The sequence below is a fragment of the Pseudactinotalea sp. Z1748 genome, from assembly GCF_049725185.1.
In the GTDB taxonomy this organism is placed as follows: domain Bacteria; phylum Actinomycetota; class Actinomycetes; order Actinomycetales; family Beutenbergiaceae; genus CALKWS01.
Genome location: NZ_JBMPQB010000010.1, coordinates 60867 through 77544, shown reverse-complemented (window position 1 = coordinate 77544; position 16678 = coordinate 60867). Strand labels below are relative to the sequence as shown.

At 63.4% G+C, this 16678-nt stretch carries 13 protein-coding genes; 1 reads left to right on the top strand and 12 read right to left on the bottom strand.

Annotated elements, in window-relative coordinates; genetic code table 11:
* Nucleotides 1-51: 51 nt before the first annotated feature.
* From ACO0LU_RS17395 to ACO0LU_RS17345, 11 genes are all read right to left on the bottom strand, one after another.
* Entirely contained in the window at nucleotides 52-1104 is a 1053-nt protein-coding gene (locus tag ACO0LU_RS17395) for a zinc-dependent alcohol dehydrogenase (protein WP_424792612.1), read from the bottom strand.
* A gap of 36 nt (nucleotides 1105-1140) precedes the next feature.
* The gene (locus ACO0LU_RS17390) at nucleotides 1141-2283 is read right to left on the bottom strand and encodes an alanine racemase (protein WP_424792611.1); all 1143 of its coding nucleotides are present in this window, start codon (nucleotides 2281-2283) and stop codon (nucleotides 1141-1143) included.
* 34 nt (nucleotides 2284-2317) lie between these two features.
* The gene (locus tag ACO0LU_RS17385; protein WP_424792610.1) at nucleotides 2318-3091 is read right to left on the bottom strand and encodes an IclR family transcriptional regulator; all 774 of its coding nucleotides are present in this window, start codon (nucleotides 3089-3091) and stop codon (nucleotides 2318-2320) included.
* 14 nt (nucleotides 3092-3105) lie between these two features.
* A complete protein-coding gene (locus tag ACO0LU_RS17380; RefSeq protein WP_424792609.1) occupies nucleotides 3106-4707 on the bottom strand; it encodes an N-acyl-D-amino-acid deacylase family protein in 1602 nt (533 codons plus the stop codon).
* A complete protein-coding gene (locus ACO0LU_RS17375; protein WP_424792608.1) occupies nucleotides 4700-5764 on the bottom strand; it encodes a Gfo/Idh/MocA family protein in 1065 nt (354 codons plus the stop codon). Before ACO0LU_RS17375 ends, ACO0LU_RS17380 begins: the two co-directional genes overlap by 8 nt.
* Nucleotides 5761-6537: a carbohydrate ABC transporter permease gene (locus ACO0LU_RS17370; protein WP_424792607.1), complete on the bottom strand. Its 777-nt coding sequence runs from the start codon at nucleotides 6535-6537 to the stop codon at nucleotides 5761-5763. Before ACO0LU_RS17370 ends, ACO0LU_RS17375 begins: the two co-directional genes overlap by 4 nt.
* Nucleotides 6538-6683: 146 nt before the next feature.
* Nucleotides 6684-7640: a carbohydrate ABC transporter permease gene (locus tag ACO0LU_RS17365; protein WP_424792606.1), complete on the bottom strand. Its 957-nt coding sequence runs from the start codon at nucleotides 7638-7640 to the stop codon at nucleotides 6684-6686.
* A gap of 4 nt (nucleotides 7641-7644) precedes the next feature.
* The gene (locus ACO0LU_RS17360; protein ID WP_424792605.1) at nucleotides 7645-8955 is read right to left on the bottom strand and encodes a hypothetical protein; all 1311 of its coding nucleotides are present in this window, start codon (nucleotides 8953-8955) and stop codon (nucleotides 7645-7647) included.
* Nucleotides 8956-9175: 220 nt separating this feature from the next.
* Nucleotides 9176-10558: an aspartate aminotransferase family protein gene (locus tag ACO0LU_RS17355; protein WP_424792604.1), complete on the bottom strand. Its 1383-nt coding sequence runs from the start codon at nucleotides 10556-10558 to the stop codon at nucleotides 9176-9178.
* A 47-nt stretch (nucleotides 10559-10605) separates the two neighbouring features.
* A complete protein-coding gene (locus tag ACO0LU_RS17350; RefSeq protein WP_424792603.1) occupies nucleotides 10606-11463 on the bottom strand; it encodes an amidohydrolase family protein in 858 nt (285 codons plus the stop codon).
* Nucleotides 11460-12284: an IclR family transcriptional regulator gene (locus ACO0LU_RS17345; RefSeq protein ID WP_424792602.1), complete on the bottom strand. Its 825-nt coding sequence runs from the start codon at nucleotides 12282-12284 to the stop codon at nucleotides 11460-11462. Before ACO0LU_RS17345 ends, ACO0LU_RS17350 begins: the two co-directional genes overlap by 4 nt.
* A 135-nt stretch (nucleotides 12285-12419) precedes the next feature.
* Here ACO0LU_RS17345 and ACO0LU_RS17340 point away from each other — a divergent pair, with 135 nt between their 5' ends.
* Nucleotides 12420-13454, top strand: coding sequence for a lactonase family protein (locus ACO0LU_RS17340; RefSeq protein ID WP_424792601.1), 1035 nt, complete (start codon nucleotides 12420-12422; stop codon nucleotides 13452-13454).
* On the opposite strand, the gene ACO0LU_RS17335 is transcribed toward ACO0LU_RS17340, so the two are convergent.
* Nucleotides 13437-16676: a type I restriction endonuclease subunit R gene (locus tag ACO0LU_RS17335; protein WP_424792600.1), complete on the bottom strand. Its 3240-nt coding sequence runs from the start codon at nucleotides 16674-16676 to the stop codon at nucleotides 13437-13439. The genes ACO0LU_RS17340 and ACO0LU_RS17335 overlap by 18 nt on opposite strands.
* Nucleotides 16677-16678 lie beyond the last annotated feature (2 nt).

Here is a 16678-nt window from a genome sequence, read left to right as displayed (position 1 = left end):
CGACCGCGTGAATCAGCGCGCGGGTACGAGCCTCGTGCTTGAACCTCCTCCTCACGCGTTGAAACGGACGAGTACCTTTCCGGGTGTCCCGTCCCCCTTGGCCAAGGACCGGAACGCCGAGTCTGCCTCAGCCGGAGAGACCTCTCGACTGATGAGCAACGACATCTCCTTGCTGGCACGCGACACATACTCGGCGGCATCAAGGAAATCCTGCCCGGAGTAGGTGAAACTCCCGACCAAGGAGCGTTCATCGGTACTAATGCGAAACGCATTCAGGGTGATAGCGGGGCTGCCCATTCCCACGAGACAGATTCGGCCCCCACGAGTGGTCGTGGAGAGCGCATCCGCAACGGATGAGTCGGTGCCCACCGCATCGAAGGTCACGCCGACAGGGCCGCCCAGAGCATCGAGTGCGGTCGTGAGAGGTTCGGCGAGGGGGTCCAACGCGCGGGCACCGAGTTGCTCGACGAGATCCCTGCGGGCGGAATCCACCTCGCTTACATAGATCTGCCCGACGCCGGCCATCTTCAGTGCGAGCACCACGGCCTGGCCGATGGGCCCGCCCCCGATGACCAGGCAGCGGGTGTCCGGTTCTGCCATGACCCTCCGAACGGCGTGGACGCCGACCGCAAGCGGTTCGACAAGAGCGCCGTGCTCGACGGGTACGTCAGGACCCAGGGGCACGATGTTACGGCTGGGAATGATCACGTGCGTGGCGAATGCCGCGGGTATCGACGCCTTGACGCCGATCACGTAGCGGTCCGGGCAGTGCTGCTCTCGGCCTCGGAAGTTCTCCGCCTGGTCAAGTGGCACGACGAGGGGGTTGAACGTGACGGGCTGGTTGAGGCTCAACCCGAACTCCTCGCTATCCGGCCCGATCTGATCGATCCATCCAGAGGCTTCGTGGCCCATCACTTGCCCAGGGAACCGTCGTCCGTTCTCACCGGTGTAACCGTGGATGTCTGAGCCGCAGATACCCGTGACTGCTACTCGGACTCGAACCTCCCCGGCACCCGGCGCGGGTTTGACGTCCTCTGCGACGACGAGCCGACCGATCTCTTCAAGTACCAGCGAAATCATAGTTTCCCTTTCAAAAGGCATCATTCTGAGGATCCTGACCGGACCATTCCGTCACGGGTTTTATGAGCCGGCACCGAAGGTTTCCCAGTACTTCTCGATTTCGCCCGAACGAATCACATACGCGCAGCGGAGCATTGCAAAAGCCATGCAGACATGGTTGGGAATAATTTCCAAGCGGGTACCCACCGGTAGTGCCGGCGGTTCCCCGTCTCCGTACCAGCGCAGCCAGCCATGCTCTTCCGAAACACGTTCGATGACCCAACCCGGTGCGTTCACGATGATGCCGTGCCCGGGATATAGGCCCCTAAGGGTTGCCGCGGGCAGCAGGTCCGTGGAAAGGGCTTTGGATCCGGCGTCGATATATGCGCGGCCGGGCTCGGGATGGCCGGTGACGGTAGCAATCACCCGCACTGCTACGGTCTCCGGCGAGGCGTTGCCCAGGGCCACCTGACCCGCATCATTGAACGCATAGATTCCCGGCCGGATCTGGGTGACTCCCGGGACCGTCGCGCATACCCGGGCACTCGCCGAGGCACCCATGGACACGATGGGCAGGGCTATGTCCAGTTGACGTATCCGTTCGGCGGTCGTCACCATCTCCTGCGCAACAAGCCGCGATCGGCGCACCACGTCCTCAGGGTCCTGCGCGCCGTAGACAGTGCCTTCGTGAGTATAGATTCCGACTAGATCGATTCCGTCCAACGCATTGACGCGCCTTGCCAGATCAGGAGCGTCCTCGGGGCGCACTCCCTCCCGATGCAAGCCACTGTCAACTCCCATCATGACCTTGATCCGCGCCTTCCGGGAGGCGAAGAAATGCGCAAGTGCCACAGCGCCTGAGAAGGTATCGATCGCGAGGGTCAGGTCACAGATGGTGGACAACTGCAGACACCGAGCAAACTTGTGCTCGTCCGCCGCGGGATTCGCAATGAAGAGTGAGTCGATGCCCGCCGCGGCGAACCCCTCCGCTTCGGCGACGCTCGCGACTGTGAGGCCAGTTGCCCCGCGCTGTATCTGTCGAATCCCGACTTCCCCGATGCGGTGGGTTTTCGCGTGCGGCAATAAGGAGACTCCGGCTTCCTTGCTGAGCCGCGCCATCTCATCGATGTTGTGATCGAGGATATCCAGATCCAGCAGCAGGGAAGGAGTGGGAACATCCACTGCCAGCCAATCCATCTCAACAGCCGGGTCATGAAACGTCATTGATCTCACCCTTTCTGGATGCAGATGCTGGGAATTAGCCGGGGGTGCCTGCGGCAGGCTCGGCCCCGAGGGCTACGGACGCGTGAGTAGCCTGTTGCTGGAGCGCGGTTGCGATCTCGCGCTCATTTATCTCGCCTAGGTCGATGAGGGTTTGTGACACTGAACAACTCATGGCAGCGACGGCGCGTCCGGTAGCGTCCCGGATGGGTACGCCAACGCAGAAGACGCCGGGAGAGTACTCGCCGTGATCGGTGGCGTAGCCCTTGCGGCGCACTGTGCCGAGATGCTCGATGAGGTCATCACCTGAGGTGATGGTCTTCTCCGTGTAGCCCTCGAGGGTTGCGCCTGCGAAGCGGTCGAGGAGCCGTTGCTCAGCAAGGTCGGCCAGCAGGACTTTGCCGATTGCGGTGACATAGGCGGGCAGCCTTCCGCCTACATCGGAAACGAGCCGCAGCGGGCGAGTCCCCTCGACTTTGTCGACGTACACGATGTCGAGATCGTCCAGGATTCCGAGTTGGATGGTTTCACCCAATGTGCGCTGGGCTGCAAGGAGATACTGCCGCGTTCTGATCGTGACTTCGCGGCTTCGCTTGAAACGCTGCCCTGCTTCCCACATCTTGACGCCAACGAAGTACCTCTTCGTCTCCTCGTCCAACACCAGCCACCGAGCGGCGACCACCGTTTGGAGCAGGCCGTAGAGGCTGCTCTGGGGGATGTCCAGGACGTCACCGAGTGCACTGAAGGTCACTCCGTCCGGATGCTGTGCCACGGCTTCGAGCAATTCCAGGGTGCGTCGTGCCGACTTCACCCCTCCCCTCTCGCTCATTCTGCTCCCCTGAGTGCGCGTCCGGTACGTGTGCCGGTGACCTTGCCGTTCTTCATGGCAAACCGCCCATTGACGAGGACGTGTTCGATTCCGGTTGCAGGCTGGCGAGGACGCTCATACGTTGCCTGGGCACGTATCGTCGCCGGGTCAAAAATCACGATATCGGCCTTGTACCCGGATGCAATCTGCCCTCGGTCGGCGAGCCGCAATCGTTGAGCCGGCGAGTATGTCATGTGCCGGATGGCCTCGGGGAGACTGAGCACCTGATCCTCGCGGACGTAGGTGTGCAGGATCCGCGGGAACGTCCCCCAGGAACGGGGGTGAGGGCGGTCGCCGACGAGGATGCCGTCACTACCGACCATGTGGCGTGGGTGCTGCATGAGTGTGCGGACGTGTTCTTCGATGCCCACGAACATGACGCAGGAGGCACCGAGTTCGGTAGCGATGAGAATGTCGAGGCACAGTTCAGCGGGCCTGCGTCCGGCTTCAGCGGCGACCGACCGCAGATCGCCGGCAGTCACCCACTCGAATTCGGGGGCACTCGGTGTGGAGGAGACGTGGATGTCCGACCAGTTGATGGTCAGGCCCTGATGGCCATCCGATCCAGTGATGTCGAGTGCCGTGATGATCTCCTCGCGCGTGATTGGGTCGCGCAGACGGTCGATCTGATCCTCGATCCCACCGCGTTGCGCCCAACTGGGGAGCTGGGAACTCAGCGTCGTCATTGCGGCCAGGTAGGGATAACTGTCGAAACTGAGGTCCACACCCTGAGCGATCGCATCGTCGAACAGACGAAGAAGTCCGGGTAGTTTGCCACGGTTCACATCAAAGGAAAGGTGGGCGTGAGCGAAGTGCAGCGCGACACCGGATTGTTTGGCTATGTCGATGCATTCCGCGTATCCCTCAAGGGCCTGTGGGCCATAGTTGCGGTGATGGGGGCAGAAGTAGCCACCGTGCTCGGCGACGACGCGGCATAACTCCACCAGTTCGTCGGTGGTGGCGAACATGCCAGGAACGTAGGTGAGACCGGCGGAGAGGCCCACGGCCCCTTCGGTGAGGCCCTGGTGAAGCAGTTGGGCCATCTGCCGCACCTCGTCCGGTGTTGCCGGCCGCGCCGCATCGCCCATGACGAGCATCCGTAGCGTTCCGTGCGGAACCAGGTAGGCCGTGTTGACAGCGGCGCTGCCATCCAGTCGGCGCAAATAGTCGGCGACGGTGCGCCAATCCCAGTGCAGGATGTCCGGGTCGTCGTTCCATCCCCGGATGCGCTTGCGTAGTTCGCCTAGCACCTCATCGGAGACAGGTGCGTAACTGAGGCCGTCCTGCCCCAGCACTTCGAGTGTGACCCCTTGGGACAGTTTTGCCTCATGATCGGGGTTGGCCAGGATCTGGATGTCGGAATGGGAGTGCATGTCGATGAAGCCGGGCGTGAGTGTCAAACCGCGTAGGTCGTAGGACTCCGCCCGGTCATCGACGATGCCCGGCCGGACGTCGGTGATGGTGTCGCCTTCCACCCGGACATCGGCAGTGAAGGCATCCCGACCGGTTCCATCCAGGACGGACGCATTCCGAAATAGGACGCTTCGCTCCTCAACCATGTGCACCCTCCGTCGGTACTGCTACGCGTCGGCCTGTTCGCGCGCTCTGGTAGATCGCATCCGATGCCTCGACCACATGGACGGCGAGCGGACCGGACATGCCGCTGTGGGCATCGCGGCCTCGAGCGGCATCGACTAGCGCTTTGGTCGGAGCCCCGGGGTCATAGACGCCGCTGGCCTGCTCAGGTGTGAACTCGGTCACCCTACCGCTGGCATCGACCATCCGAGCGGCATCCGACACGGAATCGACGGTCAGTTGGGCCTTCGACCCATAGATGCGCAGCAGCCATTGAGGGCGCGCGAGATAGGGGTGTGTGGAAGCGCAACTCAGGCTTGCGGATCCACCGTGCTCAAGGCCGAAGTTCGTACTGGCATGCAGATCGATGTCGGCCCCCGGTGGGAATGTGTGGGCATCGACGGAGGTAAATCGTTCCCCGGTGATCCAATGGACGAGACCCAGTTGGTGCGACATCGATACCGCGACGGCACCACCCCCAGAGATGGCGGCATCGGTGTAGGTGCGTGGTTCAGAGGCATCCGCAGCACCCCATCCGCCGTCCGTGCCACCGCTGAGCAGCGCTCGGGTGTTGACGTCCAGGTGGCAATCGACGAGTTCGATTTTGCCTATCTCGCCAGTGGCGACGAGGGATCGAGCCAACTGGAACGTCGGGGCTGCCACCCACCCGAATCCCACGAGAAGGCTGCGATGGGCTGCTTGTGCCGTTGCGTTCATGCGTCGAGCACTTCCCGAGTTCAGCGCAAACGGCTTCTCGACGAGCACATGGGAGCCAGCATTCAGGGCAGCGAGGACCTGCTCCTCATGAGCGACCGGAGGGCTGGAGACGACGGCGATGGATGGGGCCTGCTCGAGGGCGTCGTGCCAATCCGAGGACCAACGCGGAACCGCGAACTCCTCTGCGAGTTCGCGGGCCCGGTCCGGATTCTGGCTGGTGACCATCGCGATGTCGACGCCGGAATCGGCGCGCAACGCGGGCAGGTGGCTGGTCCGTGACCATGCTCCGGCGCTGATGACGACAGCAGTGATCGCCTTACTCATTTATCGTGTCCCGCCGCTAGAGCACCAACCACATGTCGCTGGAAGATCAAGGTGAGTAGGACCGGTGGGATCAAGGTCAGAACCGTGGCGGCCGCAAGGGAACTCCAATTGAACTGTTGCACGGACTGGAATCCGACGAGGAGCGGGGGTGCGGTCAGTTGGTTCGTCAGAACAAGGGAGTAGAAGAACTCACTCCATGCTTCCAGGAAGATGAGTACCCCGGCAGCCACCAATCCGGGCTTGGCTATGGGCAGGATGATGATGGTAAGAGTCTGCATCCGGCCGGCGCCGTCGATCATTGCTGCCTCTTCGATCTCCCTGGGGAGTTGGTCGAAGTAGTTCTTCAACACCATGATTGCCAGTGGGAGCGTGAAGACGTTGTAACTGATGATGAGTGCCCACGGCGTGTCCAGAATGTTCATCAGCCTGAAGGCGACGAAGAACGGACCGATTATCGCGATCGCAGGGACCACACGAGTCGCTATAACCGCGAGTTCGAACCCCCGAGATCCCCGGAACGGGAAGCGCGACAGGCCGTAAGCCGCCAACCCGGCCAAGACGAGGTTGAGGGCAACAAGCACCGTGCTCACCAGCAGACTGTTGGCGATAGACCCGATGAGTCGAGTGCCCGCAGTATCGCTGCCGACACTGGCGCCTGCTCCTGAGAGTAGTTCGATGAAGTTGTTGAAGGTGATGGAGTCCGGAATGAGTGGGAAGGACCTGGATCCCATCTGGCTTGGCGTGATGAGACTGGAGACGACCAGGAACCACACCGGGAGGATGATCCACAGGGCGAAGACGACGGCGGCCGCGTAGATGAAGGCAGTGAGCCAGGGGTTGCGGCGCCGACCGCCTGATCGGTTCGTCCGTCGCGCACGGGGTTGCGTGGCAGGTCTGCGTTGAGTCAGTTGGGCCATGATCAGCCTGCCATTCCTTGCTCTTCGCGCTTGTACAGCAACTTCACGGTGGCGAGACCGCCGACGAGCGCGATGACCCCGAGGATCACCGCGAGTGCGGAGCCGAGGCCGATATTGGTGACCACGAAGAGTTGGCGGTAGATGAGGATGCTCAGCACCTGCGTCGCGTCTCCGGGGCCGCCTTGGGTCATGGCGAAGATGACGTCGAACTGTAGGAACGCGTAGATGACATTAAGGACCGTGACGGTGATGAGCACGGGTCGCAGCCACGGAATGGTGATGTGATAGAAGCGCTTGAATGTGCCCGCTCCGTCGAGGGCCGCTGCCTCGGCGAGTTCGCCGGGGAGAGTCTGCAAGCCGGCAAGGAAGAGAATGCCCGCGAAACTCGCCTGCCGCCACACCGCAGCAACGATGGCCAGGACCAGGGCCGAGGTGGGGTCGGAGAGGAAGTCGTAATACTCGGAGGTGATCCCGAGCGTGGTGAGAAGGGCGTTCAGGCCACCGACCGACCCGTCCGCGTACCACTTCCACAGAATTCCGAGCACCAGCCACGGGGTCGCCCAGGGAATGATGAGCAAGGTGCGCGCAAGGCCGCGTCCGATGAACTCCTGGTTGAGCAGGACCGCACACCCGAGGCCGATCAGGGTGGAAAACAGAACGAATCCGAGTGAGAAGATGAACGTTACCCACATCGAGTGCCAGAAGACATCGCTCCTGAAGACGATGAGGAAGTTTTGAAGGCCCGTGAATTCTCCCAGGCCGCGGCCGTCGGCCGGAACGTTGTGCACGCTGTAAAGCACCGTGAGGACGGTGGGAATGAGCAGGAGGATGACCAGAAGGGCGGCGGCTGGCGCGACGAGGCGGACTCCGAAGCGTCGGCCCGAACTTTCGAGCGGGCCGACGCTTCGGCTTCCGGCAACCGACACCCCTCTGCGAACGGAGGGTGCCTTGGAAGCCATGGAACTACAGACCGCCACCTTCTTGCGCGGAGGTTGCGGCCTCGGTCAGTTGGCTGACGGTCTCAGCCGGGGTGATTTGGCCCAGCAGAAGCGCATGGATGACGTCGCCGACCTTCGCTTGGAAGTCGGGGTACCAGGGGAGGGTGCGGGCGGCGACGACCTTCGAACCGGTCTCGAACGTATCCGAGAGCATCGACAGGTCGTAGTAGTCGGGGTAGGAGTCCTGGACGTTCTCGTCGGTGAAGAAGCCCGGATAAGGGGCAGCGAGCCCTCCGGCGCTTGCCCATGCGTTGGAGACGGTGAACTCTCCTTCGGGCGACTTCCAACCGTAGTACTTCATCAACTCCCACGCTGCGGCTCGAGCCTCGTCATTCTGGACCTCGCCCAGCTGGAGAACTTCGCCCATCTGGAAGGTGTGGTTGGAGCCACCGATCGCGGCCATCTGGACATTGGCGGACTCCGGGCCCTCCAGGTCGCGTATCGAGGTGAGGAAGTAGTGATGCAGGACGAAGAAGGCCGCATCGCCCTGTGCCATGTGGTTGGACAGGACGCCGGGGTCATCATTGAGCACCGATGACGGCGCGAGCCCTTCGGTGTACATCGTCTGCCACCACTCGAAGACGCCCTCGGTCTTCGGATCGTCGGCGAAGACCGGATTGCCGTCGTCGTCGAACGCGGTGATGCCTTCGTTGAGGAGGTACGTGTGCAGGTACTCCTCGCAGAACTCCTTGACCCAGTAGGCGACGTAGGGGGCGGACACAATGTCCTGGTCCTTCATCGCCTTGGACTGGTCGTACATCTCTTGGAGCGTCTGTGGGGGCGAACTGAAACCCGCATCGGCGACCATGCTCTCGTTGTAGTGCAGCATGTGCACCGCAGAGAAGTAGGGAACGCTAATGAGTTCGCCATCGGCGTTGACGTAGGTTCCGCGAGCGCTCGGGAAGAGGTCCGCGATGAGATCGTCGGCTCCCGGTAGATCGTTGAGCGTCGATGCCCAGCCCTGGTCGACGAACTTCTGCGAGTTGTACGCGAAGTTGTAGTAGAGATCGGTGGCATCACCGCCACGGAGCCGGGTTTGTAGGGCGGCGGAGTATCCCAGGTTCGGGATGATGGAGACTTCGACGTCGGTTCCCTCCGCCTCTGACCATTCGCCGACAAGTTGTTGGATCATCTCGGGCTGGAAGTCCCACCCGAGCATCCGGAGTTGGCCGTCCCAGTCGCCGCCACCGGAACTGCAGGACGTGAGCGTGCCCACTCCCACCGCTGCAGCGAGGCCGGCGCCGCCCGCCGTGAGGAGGAAGTTACGTCGGTTCATGGAGGGGCCGCCTGGCGTGGCTGATCTGTTTCTCATTTGTGAACTCCGCTTCATCGGGGTGAACTGAACTGTAGGGCGCGGTCTTCGACCGGTCAAGCACGGCGTGGCCGCATGGGGTGCTGGCCGCGCGCGATGCGGACAGCAGGATGAGGGGATGGCCGGTGAACCCGGGCCGGACGAGGTCGGGTCTAGGGCCGAATCGGGGCAGGTGGCGTCGAGGTCACCTCGGGGGAAGGCTCTGTGCGCGGTCGGCGACGCGGTGGACTGGGCGGTCGAACACTCCGTCCCGGACCATCGAAGAAATCACGCCATCGGTGGCAGCCAGGGTTTGATCAATCTGGTCTGCGGTGTGAGCCAGGGTGATGTGATTCCGCTTGAGGGTCATCGGGTACATCATGAATCCCTGATCGATCATCCGGCGATGGAACTCCGCATAGGCGACATCGTTGTTCCGCAGCAAGTCCCGGTAGCCGCTGACGGTCCCGCTGAGGAAGTACGTGACAAAGACGGACCCGATCCCGGTGACGACGGCGGGGACGTCATGGTTCTTCATGATCTGAGCGAGGCCGAATCGCATGCGCTCACCGAGCCGGTAGACATGGTCGTGGAAGCCGACCTCAGGATCGTTGATCGCTGTCATGGTGGCCACGGCGGCCGCCATGGATGCCGGATTGCCGTTGTAGGTACCGGCCAGCAGGACGTCGCCGCCGGCGGAGCTGAATTGCTCCATGAGGTCGCGCCGCCCGCCCATGCCGGCGACCGGGAAGCCATTACCCATGGCCTTGCCATAGGCGGTCAGATCGGGGGTTACCCCACACAATTCCTGGTAGCCGCCGGCAGCGTGTCGGAAACCGGTGATGACCTCATCGAAGATGAGCACAGTGCCGGTCTTGGTGCACAGTTCGCGTAGGCCGCGCAGGAACTCATCTGTGGGTAGCACGGCGCCCACGTTGTGTGGAACGGGCTCGAGGATGATTGCCGCGATCTGCCCGGCATGGCGTTCGAACGCCTCTTCCACCGAACCAAGGTCATTGAACTCGGCGATCAGGGTGGCCTCGAGCGCATCGTCGAGAATTCCAGCCGAAAGGGGGTCGTGCCCCCACGCGCTTTCCGCGGATGAGGCCACGTTTCGGGCTACGGCGTCGTGCCACCCATGGAAGCAACCCTGGAACTTCAGCACATACTTGCGGCCTGTGGCCGCCCGGGCCAACCGTACTGCCTGGAACGTGGACTCTGTCCCGCTCATGGTCGTGATCGACATCTCGACGGACGGAATGAGGTCGTGGACAAGTTGGGCGGCCTGCACCTCGAGGTCGGTGATCCCCAGTCCAACGAGGTCGATCGTGCCCAAGGTCTCCGCCACGGCAGCGTTCACGCGCTCGTCGTTGTGCCCCAGCAGCGTGGCCCCGAATGCGCAGTGGTAGTCGACGAACTCCCGACCATCGAGATCGGTGATCGTCGATCCGCGGGCGTGGCTGAACGCAGCGGGATACCCGATATTGCGCGTGGCTGAATTCACCCCTCCCGGAATCAGTTGCGAGGCCTTCTTGTGAAGGGCGTGGCCTCGCTCGGCGGCAGGTGCCGGATTATCAGGGGATGGCATGGCGCTCCTTCGAGGAACAGGGTCATCAGGGGATGAGGTGATGGTGGTTAGGAATGCTTGGGGCGTGGGTCGTCGAGGCCGAGCAGTTGTAGGGCATCGCGATGCAGGATGCCCTGTACCGTTTCCTCGAGCACATGCGGGAGGTTTCCTGCTCGCAACTCAGCCAACTGGGTGAACTGCTCGATCGCTGTTCTGGGTTCCCACAGCGGGTAGTCACTGCCGAACAACAACTTGTCGGTGACTGCCCACTCCTGGGCGTGTACGAGGCTGAAGAAGCCGTCCATCGGGCGCGACCAACTCGCGGAGACATCGGCGAAGACGTTCTTGTGCTTGCGGAGCACGATGTTGGCGTCGCGCTGCCAAGGATGGCCCATGTGGGCCATGATCTGGACCAGATCGGGGTATCGCCGAGCCACTTCCTCGACGACCAGCGGTTGACTCAGAGCGAGGCGTCCCTGCGGACTGGGGGTGGCACCCATGTGCCACAGCGCCACGAGGCGGTGCTTGAGCAGAAAGCGGTAGAAGTCGTCAAATTCCGGTGCGAGCGGGTCGAAGAGGGAGAGGACTGGATACAGTTTGACGCCGCGGAAACCCAGGCTCTGAGCCTCTTCCAGTTGTTCACGCCAGTTCGCGTCCAATGGGTCGATGGCAGTGAAGGCGATCGTGGGAGTGGTGGCCTTCGAGCAGAAATCGGCGACGTAACTGTTGGGGGTATGGACACCTGCTCGTGAGGCGGCCAGTCCGAACACGATGGCGACGTCAATCCCCGCCGCTTGCATGGCTGCGTCGTACTGGTCCGGGGTAATGGAGGGGTACGGTGCGCCGTAGGCAGGCTCCCAGTTCACTTTGTGCTCGGAGCCCCAATGCTCAGGGAGCAGGTTGTGCGTATGCACATCGACGATCATGAAGTTCCTTCGTGGGGGATGGGGTAGGCGTCTCTGAACGCGCGAAGTGCGCTCAGGAAGCGGCTCTCACTGCCGAGAGCGGCGGCGGTCTCGGTGAGGGCCTGAAGTACATCCAGTCGGTGCGCGGGCGTCAGTTCGCCCGCGGGGCCCGCGATACTGACCGCACAGACGGCCTGCTGATCATTGGGAACCGGTACGGCGAGGCAGATAACCCCGGAATCCCGCTCTTCATCATCGACGCTGTACCTGTTCGTTCGAATCCGGTCGAACTCCTTCTCAAGCTGAGGCAAGGTGGTGAGGGTCCTTGGCGTGAATGTCGGATAGGGAGCCGGCGGTAGGTACTCAGCACGTGCGTCATGAGGCAGCGTGGCCAGCAGCATCTTGCCGAGGCCGGTGCAGTGCAGGTGGTCGATCGATCCGCTGCTTGACCTGAAGCGGAGGGCGCGCTGGGGTTCTTCTACCCGAAGGTGCAGCACCGCCTCTCCGGCAAGTACGCCCACGTTGGAGGTGTATCCGGTCGCTTCGGCGAGGTGGCGAAGATGGGGGGCCGCGACCGTCCCGGCGTCGACGCGATGGATTGCGTTGTTGGCGATCTCGATCAGCGCGTCACCGAATTCGAACGTCGGGGCATCGGTGGCCTTGCGCACGAATCCCTCGGCTTCCAGCACGCTGAGGAGTCGCACCAGAGTCGACTTGGGCAACTCAAGTTGGCGCGACAACTGCGCCAAGGCTATGGGCTCGTCGTGCGCACCGAGCGTACGGAGCACGCGAAGAGCCCGGGTGAGACCCTGGGAGTGATATGACGTGGAACGCGGTTCCATGTTGGGATACTAGGGTGAGACCCGGCAGGTGTCCAGCCCCGGTGTATTGGGACGGCACGCTGACCATGGCGTGCAGCCGGCTACCGCATAGGCTGCGGGAAATCGCGGTCACAGTCGATCGAAAGGGTGCTCCTCATGAACGCTGACTCCTTCCTCGTTGCCTCCCGTGGCGCCGGTGCTGAGCACGGGCTCGTCCGCTGTGCCTATCAAGACGATGGCTGGACGAGAACCACCTTGACCACGATCGAGCAACTTTCCGCGTTGGCCTGGCACCCACGCCTGCCAGTGGTCTACGGCACCGCCGGTGTCGCGAAGCCGGGCCAGGTAGTCGCGATCTCGGTCGCGGACGGTGCGGGCCGGCTGATCAGCGACCAACTCGCGGGTCCTGCCGAACTGGAACCGTGCCATCTCGCGGTCGACCCCAGCGGCTCGGTGCTGATCGTCACGAACTACACCTCCGGTCAACTGGCGTGCTGGCTCCTGGAGTCCGATGGCTCACTCGCCGGTGAGGGTCACTATGTGCAACTGCAGGGTTCGGGGCCCGAGCGTGAGCGCCAAGAGGCGGCACACCCGCATCAGGTGGTCTTCCAGCAGCGTGATGACGGTATCCGCGCCTGGGTGGTGGATCTGGGTGCGGACCTGATACGAGAGTTTGAGGTCTTCGCGGGCTCCGGGTCCGTGCGCCTGGAGGAGCTGCGCACTTTTCCGGTCCCGGCAGGCTCCGGCCCCCGCCACCTCGCGGAGATGCCGGACGGTCGATTGGCGATTACCGGCGAACTTGGGTCGAACCTGCTGGTGCTGAACCCTCGGGACGGCCAAGTGCAGTCCGTGCCGAGCACCACCCGCACTGGGCCGGCTCGCACCCGGCATACCCGCAATTACCCCGGGGATATCCAACTGTCACTGGATGGGCGGCACGTGTACTTCGCCAACCGTGGGTATGACACGATCTCGCTATTCGACGTCTCAGGTGAGGCTCCGGTCCTGGTGACCGAGCAGGACTCGGGCGTTCGGTGGCCGCAACACATCCTGGTGCGCGAGGGGGAGATCCTGGTCGCAGGATGGGACAGTTCGGAGGTTGCCTCGTTGGCCACCGATGGCGGCGGCCTCGGAGAGTCGCGCGTCAAGTTCGCAGTCCCCGGGCCCGGCTGGTTACTGGCGGATCTTTAGGCCCTCACTGTCCAGCGCATACCCCGGAGCCAGCGACTCCATCTGGTCCATCACCAACTTGATCGCCGCGGGCTGCTTATCCGGGGGGTAACCGTGCTTGGCCAGCAACCGCTTGATCGAGGAACGCAACTTCGCGCGTACGTCCTCCCGCACCGTCCAGTCCGTACGGGTATCCCGGCGCATCACCTCCACCAGTGACCGGGCGATATCGGCCAGCACGCCGTTGCCCAGTTTGGCGACGGCTGATTCGTTGGTCGCCACCGCGTCATAGAACGCCAACTCATCATCTGAGAGCGCCGGAGAGAACTGTTCACCGCGGTGTGGCTCAGCCGCCACGTCCTTGGCCATGTCGATCAGGGCCGCGATGACCTCCGCGGACGTCAGGTTCTGATTGACATACTTGGTCATCAGATCCCGCAGTTGCTCGGAGAAAGCGCGCTGGCGCACCACGTTGTTCCGCGCGGCGGTGCGGCTCTCCTCCAGCAGCATGTTCCGCAGCGCCTCGATCGCCAGGTGCGGGTTGGGCGCCTCCTTCATCTTGGCGATGAAGCCGGTATCGAGATCGCTCAACGTGGGTTTGTCGATACCGGCGGCGCCATAGATGTCGATCACCTCTTCGGAGACCACCGCGGAGGCCACCAACTTGTTCAGCATTCGCTGCACCTCTTCGGGCACCGGCTCACCGTTGGCCTGACGCTCCTCGGCGTCGCGCTTGGCCATCCACACCCGCACCTCCTCGAAGAAGCGCGCATCATCAGCCACACCGGCCAGCGCATCGGAGCGCCCGGCGATCGCCCAGATCCGGCCCAACCGCGAGGACAATCGCCGGTACTTCGCCGCCAGCGACTCCTCCTCACCGCTCACGCGGTTACCCGGCGTCATGGGCGAGCGCAGGTACTCCACCGCCGCAGAGACCGCATTGGCGTAAGCGCGGACGCCCGGCTGGGCCATCCGGTCCCGCCACCCGGATCCCTGCAACAGCCCATCCAACGCTCCGATGAGATCCTTCGCTACGTCCACGCTCTCGGAGATGTCCCGGCCCTGCGGGCGCACCTTTTTGTCGGTGTCGGTGTATTCCTCCAGCGCCCGGGCCAGGTTGTCCGCCACCGGGGCGTAGGCCACCAGCAGGCCGTCCTGCTTGCCCCGGAAGGTGCGGTTCACCCGCGCCAGGGTCTGCATCAGCAGTGCACCCTTGAGCGGGCGGTCCAGGTACAACGTGTGCAGCGGCGGGGCGTCGAAGCCGGTGAGCATCATGTCCTTGACGATCACCAGTTCCAGTTCGTCGTCAGGGTCGCGCAACCGCTGTTTGATGGTCTTGTTCTGTGAATCGCGGCGTACGTGATCAGAGATCGGCGGCTGGTCGGTGGCGTCGCCGGAGTAGACCACCTTGATTGTGCCGGTGGCTTCGCTGTCGGTGTGCCATTCGGGTCGCAACGCAACGATCGCGTCATACAGGTCCGCGCAGATCTGCCGGGTTGCGCCCACGATCATCGCCTTACCAGGGGTGCGCGGGTTCTCCTCGGTCCCGAGCGCCTCGAACATCGCCTCCCGGCGGCCCTCCCAGTGCTGCACCAGATCCTCGGCCAAGGTGGCGATCCGCTCCGGTGCGCCGTAGAGCGCGTTGATCACCGCCACGGTCTTCTCGATCCGCGCCCGTTCGGTGTCATCCAGGCCCTCGGTGGCCTCATCCGCGGCGCGGTCGATGTCCTCAGGAGTGAGGTCTTCCGCCCGGTCGACCTTGATCAGCCGGCTTTCGAAGTGCACCGGGACGGTGGCGCCGTCCTCCACGGCCCGGGTCAGGTCGTAGATGTCGATGTAGTCACCGAACACCTCGCGGGTATTGCGGTCGGCAAAGGAGATCGGGGTGCCGGTGAAGGCGATGAGAGTGGCCCGAGGCAGTGCGTCCTTCAGATGGCGGGCATAGCCGTCAAGGTTGTCGTAGTGGCTGCGGTGGGCCTCGTCGACGATCACGATGATGTTGCGCCGGTCCGACAGCAGCGGATGGGTCATGCCTGAGTCGCGCTCGGCTTTGCTCAGCCCGAACTTCTGCAGCGTGGTGAAGTAGATCCCGCCAGTGATGCGATTGGCGAGTTCGGAACGCAACTCCTCCCGGCGCCGGATCTGCTGGGGTTGCTCGGGCAGCAGTTGGGAGCGTCGGAACGTTTCATAGAGTTGCCCGTCCAACTCGGTGCGGTCGGTGATGACCACAATGGTGGGGTTGCGCAGTTTCGGACGCTGCAACACCTGGGCGGCGTAGAGTTCCATCTCCATCGACTTGCCCGACCCCTGGGTGTGCCACACCACGCCGGCCTTGCCGTGGGAGTCCACCGCCTCCAGGGTCTTGGCGACGGCCCGTTCGACGGCGAAGAACTGGTGCGGTTTGGCGATCCGTTTGATCAGGCCTGCCTTGGTCTCATCGAAGGCGACGTAGTGGGTGAGGAACGTCAGGAACCGGTCGGTTCGGGTCAGGCCGTGCAGCACCCGGTCCAGTGCCGTGTCTTGGTCACCTTCATTGATGGACGACGGCGAGTGGGCACCTAGCGCTTCGCCGTCATCTGAGACGTTCCACGGTGAGTAGTGGTTCAGCGGGGTGAACGGGGTGCCGTACTTGGCGGTCACCGTGTCGGAGATGATCGTGATGGCAGCGAAGCGGAACGCCAGCGGAAACTCGCGCAGGTAGGTCTGCAACTGGGCGTGCGCGGCGGCGGTATCGGCCTGAGCGGCACCGGCGCGTTTGAGTTCGATGATGCCCACCGGCATCCCGTTGAGGTAGAGCACCACGTCGAACCGGCGGGTGACGTCACCGCGGGTGATGGTGACCTGGCGGGCGGCGAGCCAGTCGTTGTGGTCCGGGTCGGCACCGATCAGGCGGATGGTGGGATTCTGCTCCTTGCCGTCGGAGTCGATGTAGGGCAGGCGCAGACCGTTGACGAGGAAGTCGTGGATGCGGTGGTTCTCGGTGATCGCGTCCTGGGAGGTGGCCGAGCCGATGACGTCGAGGGCTTGGTCGAGGTAGTCGCGCGGGACGTCGGGGTTCAGCCGGCGCAGCGCGGCGCGCAGCCGTGGGCGGATGAGCAACTCGTCCCACGCGTGCCGCTCCTGCTCACCGAAGGGGGTGGTTGCCCCCGGTGCGATGGCGGTGCCTGTGGTTGGCTGCCAACCAAGTTCGCCCAGGACTTCGATGGCCAGTTGTTCCCAGGCTTCCTCCGACGGCGATCGCATCC

What these genes read in the sequence shown, in the direction of transcription:
- ACO0LU_RS17380 (WP_424792609.1), bottom strand. Translation starts at nt 4,707, where the DNA reads ATGGTTGAGGAGCGAAGCGTCCTATTTCGGAATGCGTCCGTCCTGGAT.
- ACO0LU_RS17340 (WP_424792601.1), top strand. Translation starts at nt 12,420, where the DNA reads ATGAACGCTGACTCCTTCCTCGTTGCCTCCCGTGGCGCCGGTGCTGAG.
- ACO0LU_RS17375 (WP_424792608.1), bottom strand. Translation starts at nt 5,764, where the DNA reads ATGAGTAAGGCGATCACTGCTGTCGTCATCAGCGCCGGAGCATGGTCA.
- ACO0LU_RS17390 (WP_424792611.1), bottom strand. Translation starts at nt 2,283, where the DNA reads ATGACGTTTCATGACCCGGCTGTTGAGATGGATTGGCTGGCAGTGGAT.
- ACO0LU_RS17350 (WP_424792603.1), bottom strand. Translation starts at nt 11,463, where the DNA reads ATGATCGTCGATGTGCATACGCACAACCTGCTCCCTGAGCATTGGGGC.
- ACO0LU_RS17395 (WP_424792612.1), bottom strand. Translation starts at nt 1,104, where the DNA reads ATGATGCCTTTTGAAAGGGAAACTATGATTTCGCTGGTACTTGAAGAG.
- ACO0LU_RS17335 (WP_424792600.1), bottom strand. Translation starts at nt 16,676, where the DNA reads ATGCGATCGCCGTCGGAGGAAGCCTGGGAACAACTGGCCATCGAAGTC.
- ACO0LU_RS17345 (WP_424792602.1), bottom strand. Translation starts at nt 12,284, where the DNA reads ATGGAACCGCGTTCCACGTCATATCACTCCCAGGGTCTCACCCGGGCT.
- ACO0LU_RS17365 (WP_424792606.1), bottom strand. Translation starts at nt 7,640, where the DNA reads ATGGCTTCCAAGGCACCCTCCGTTCGCAGAGGGGTGTCGGTTGCCGGA.
- ACO0LU_RS17355 (WP_424792604.1), bottom strand. Translation starts at nt 10,558, where the DNA reads ATGCCATCCCCTGATAATCCGGCACCTGCCGCCGAGCGAGGCCACGCC.
- ACO0LU_RS17360 (WP_424792605.1), bottom strand. Translation starts at nt 8,955, where the DNA reads ATGAACCGACGTAACTTCCTCCTCACGGCGGGCGGCGCCGGCCTCGCT.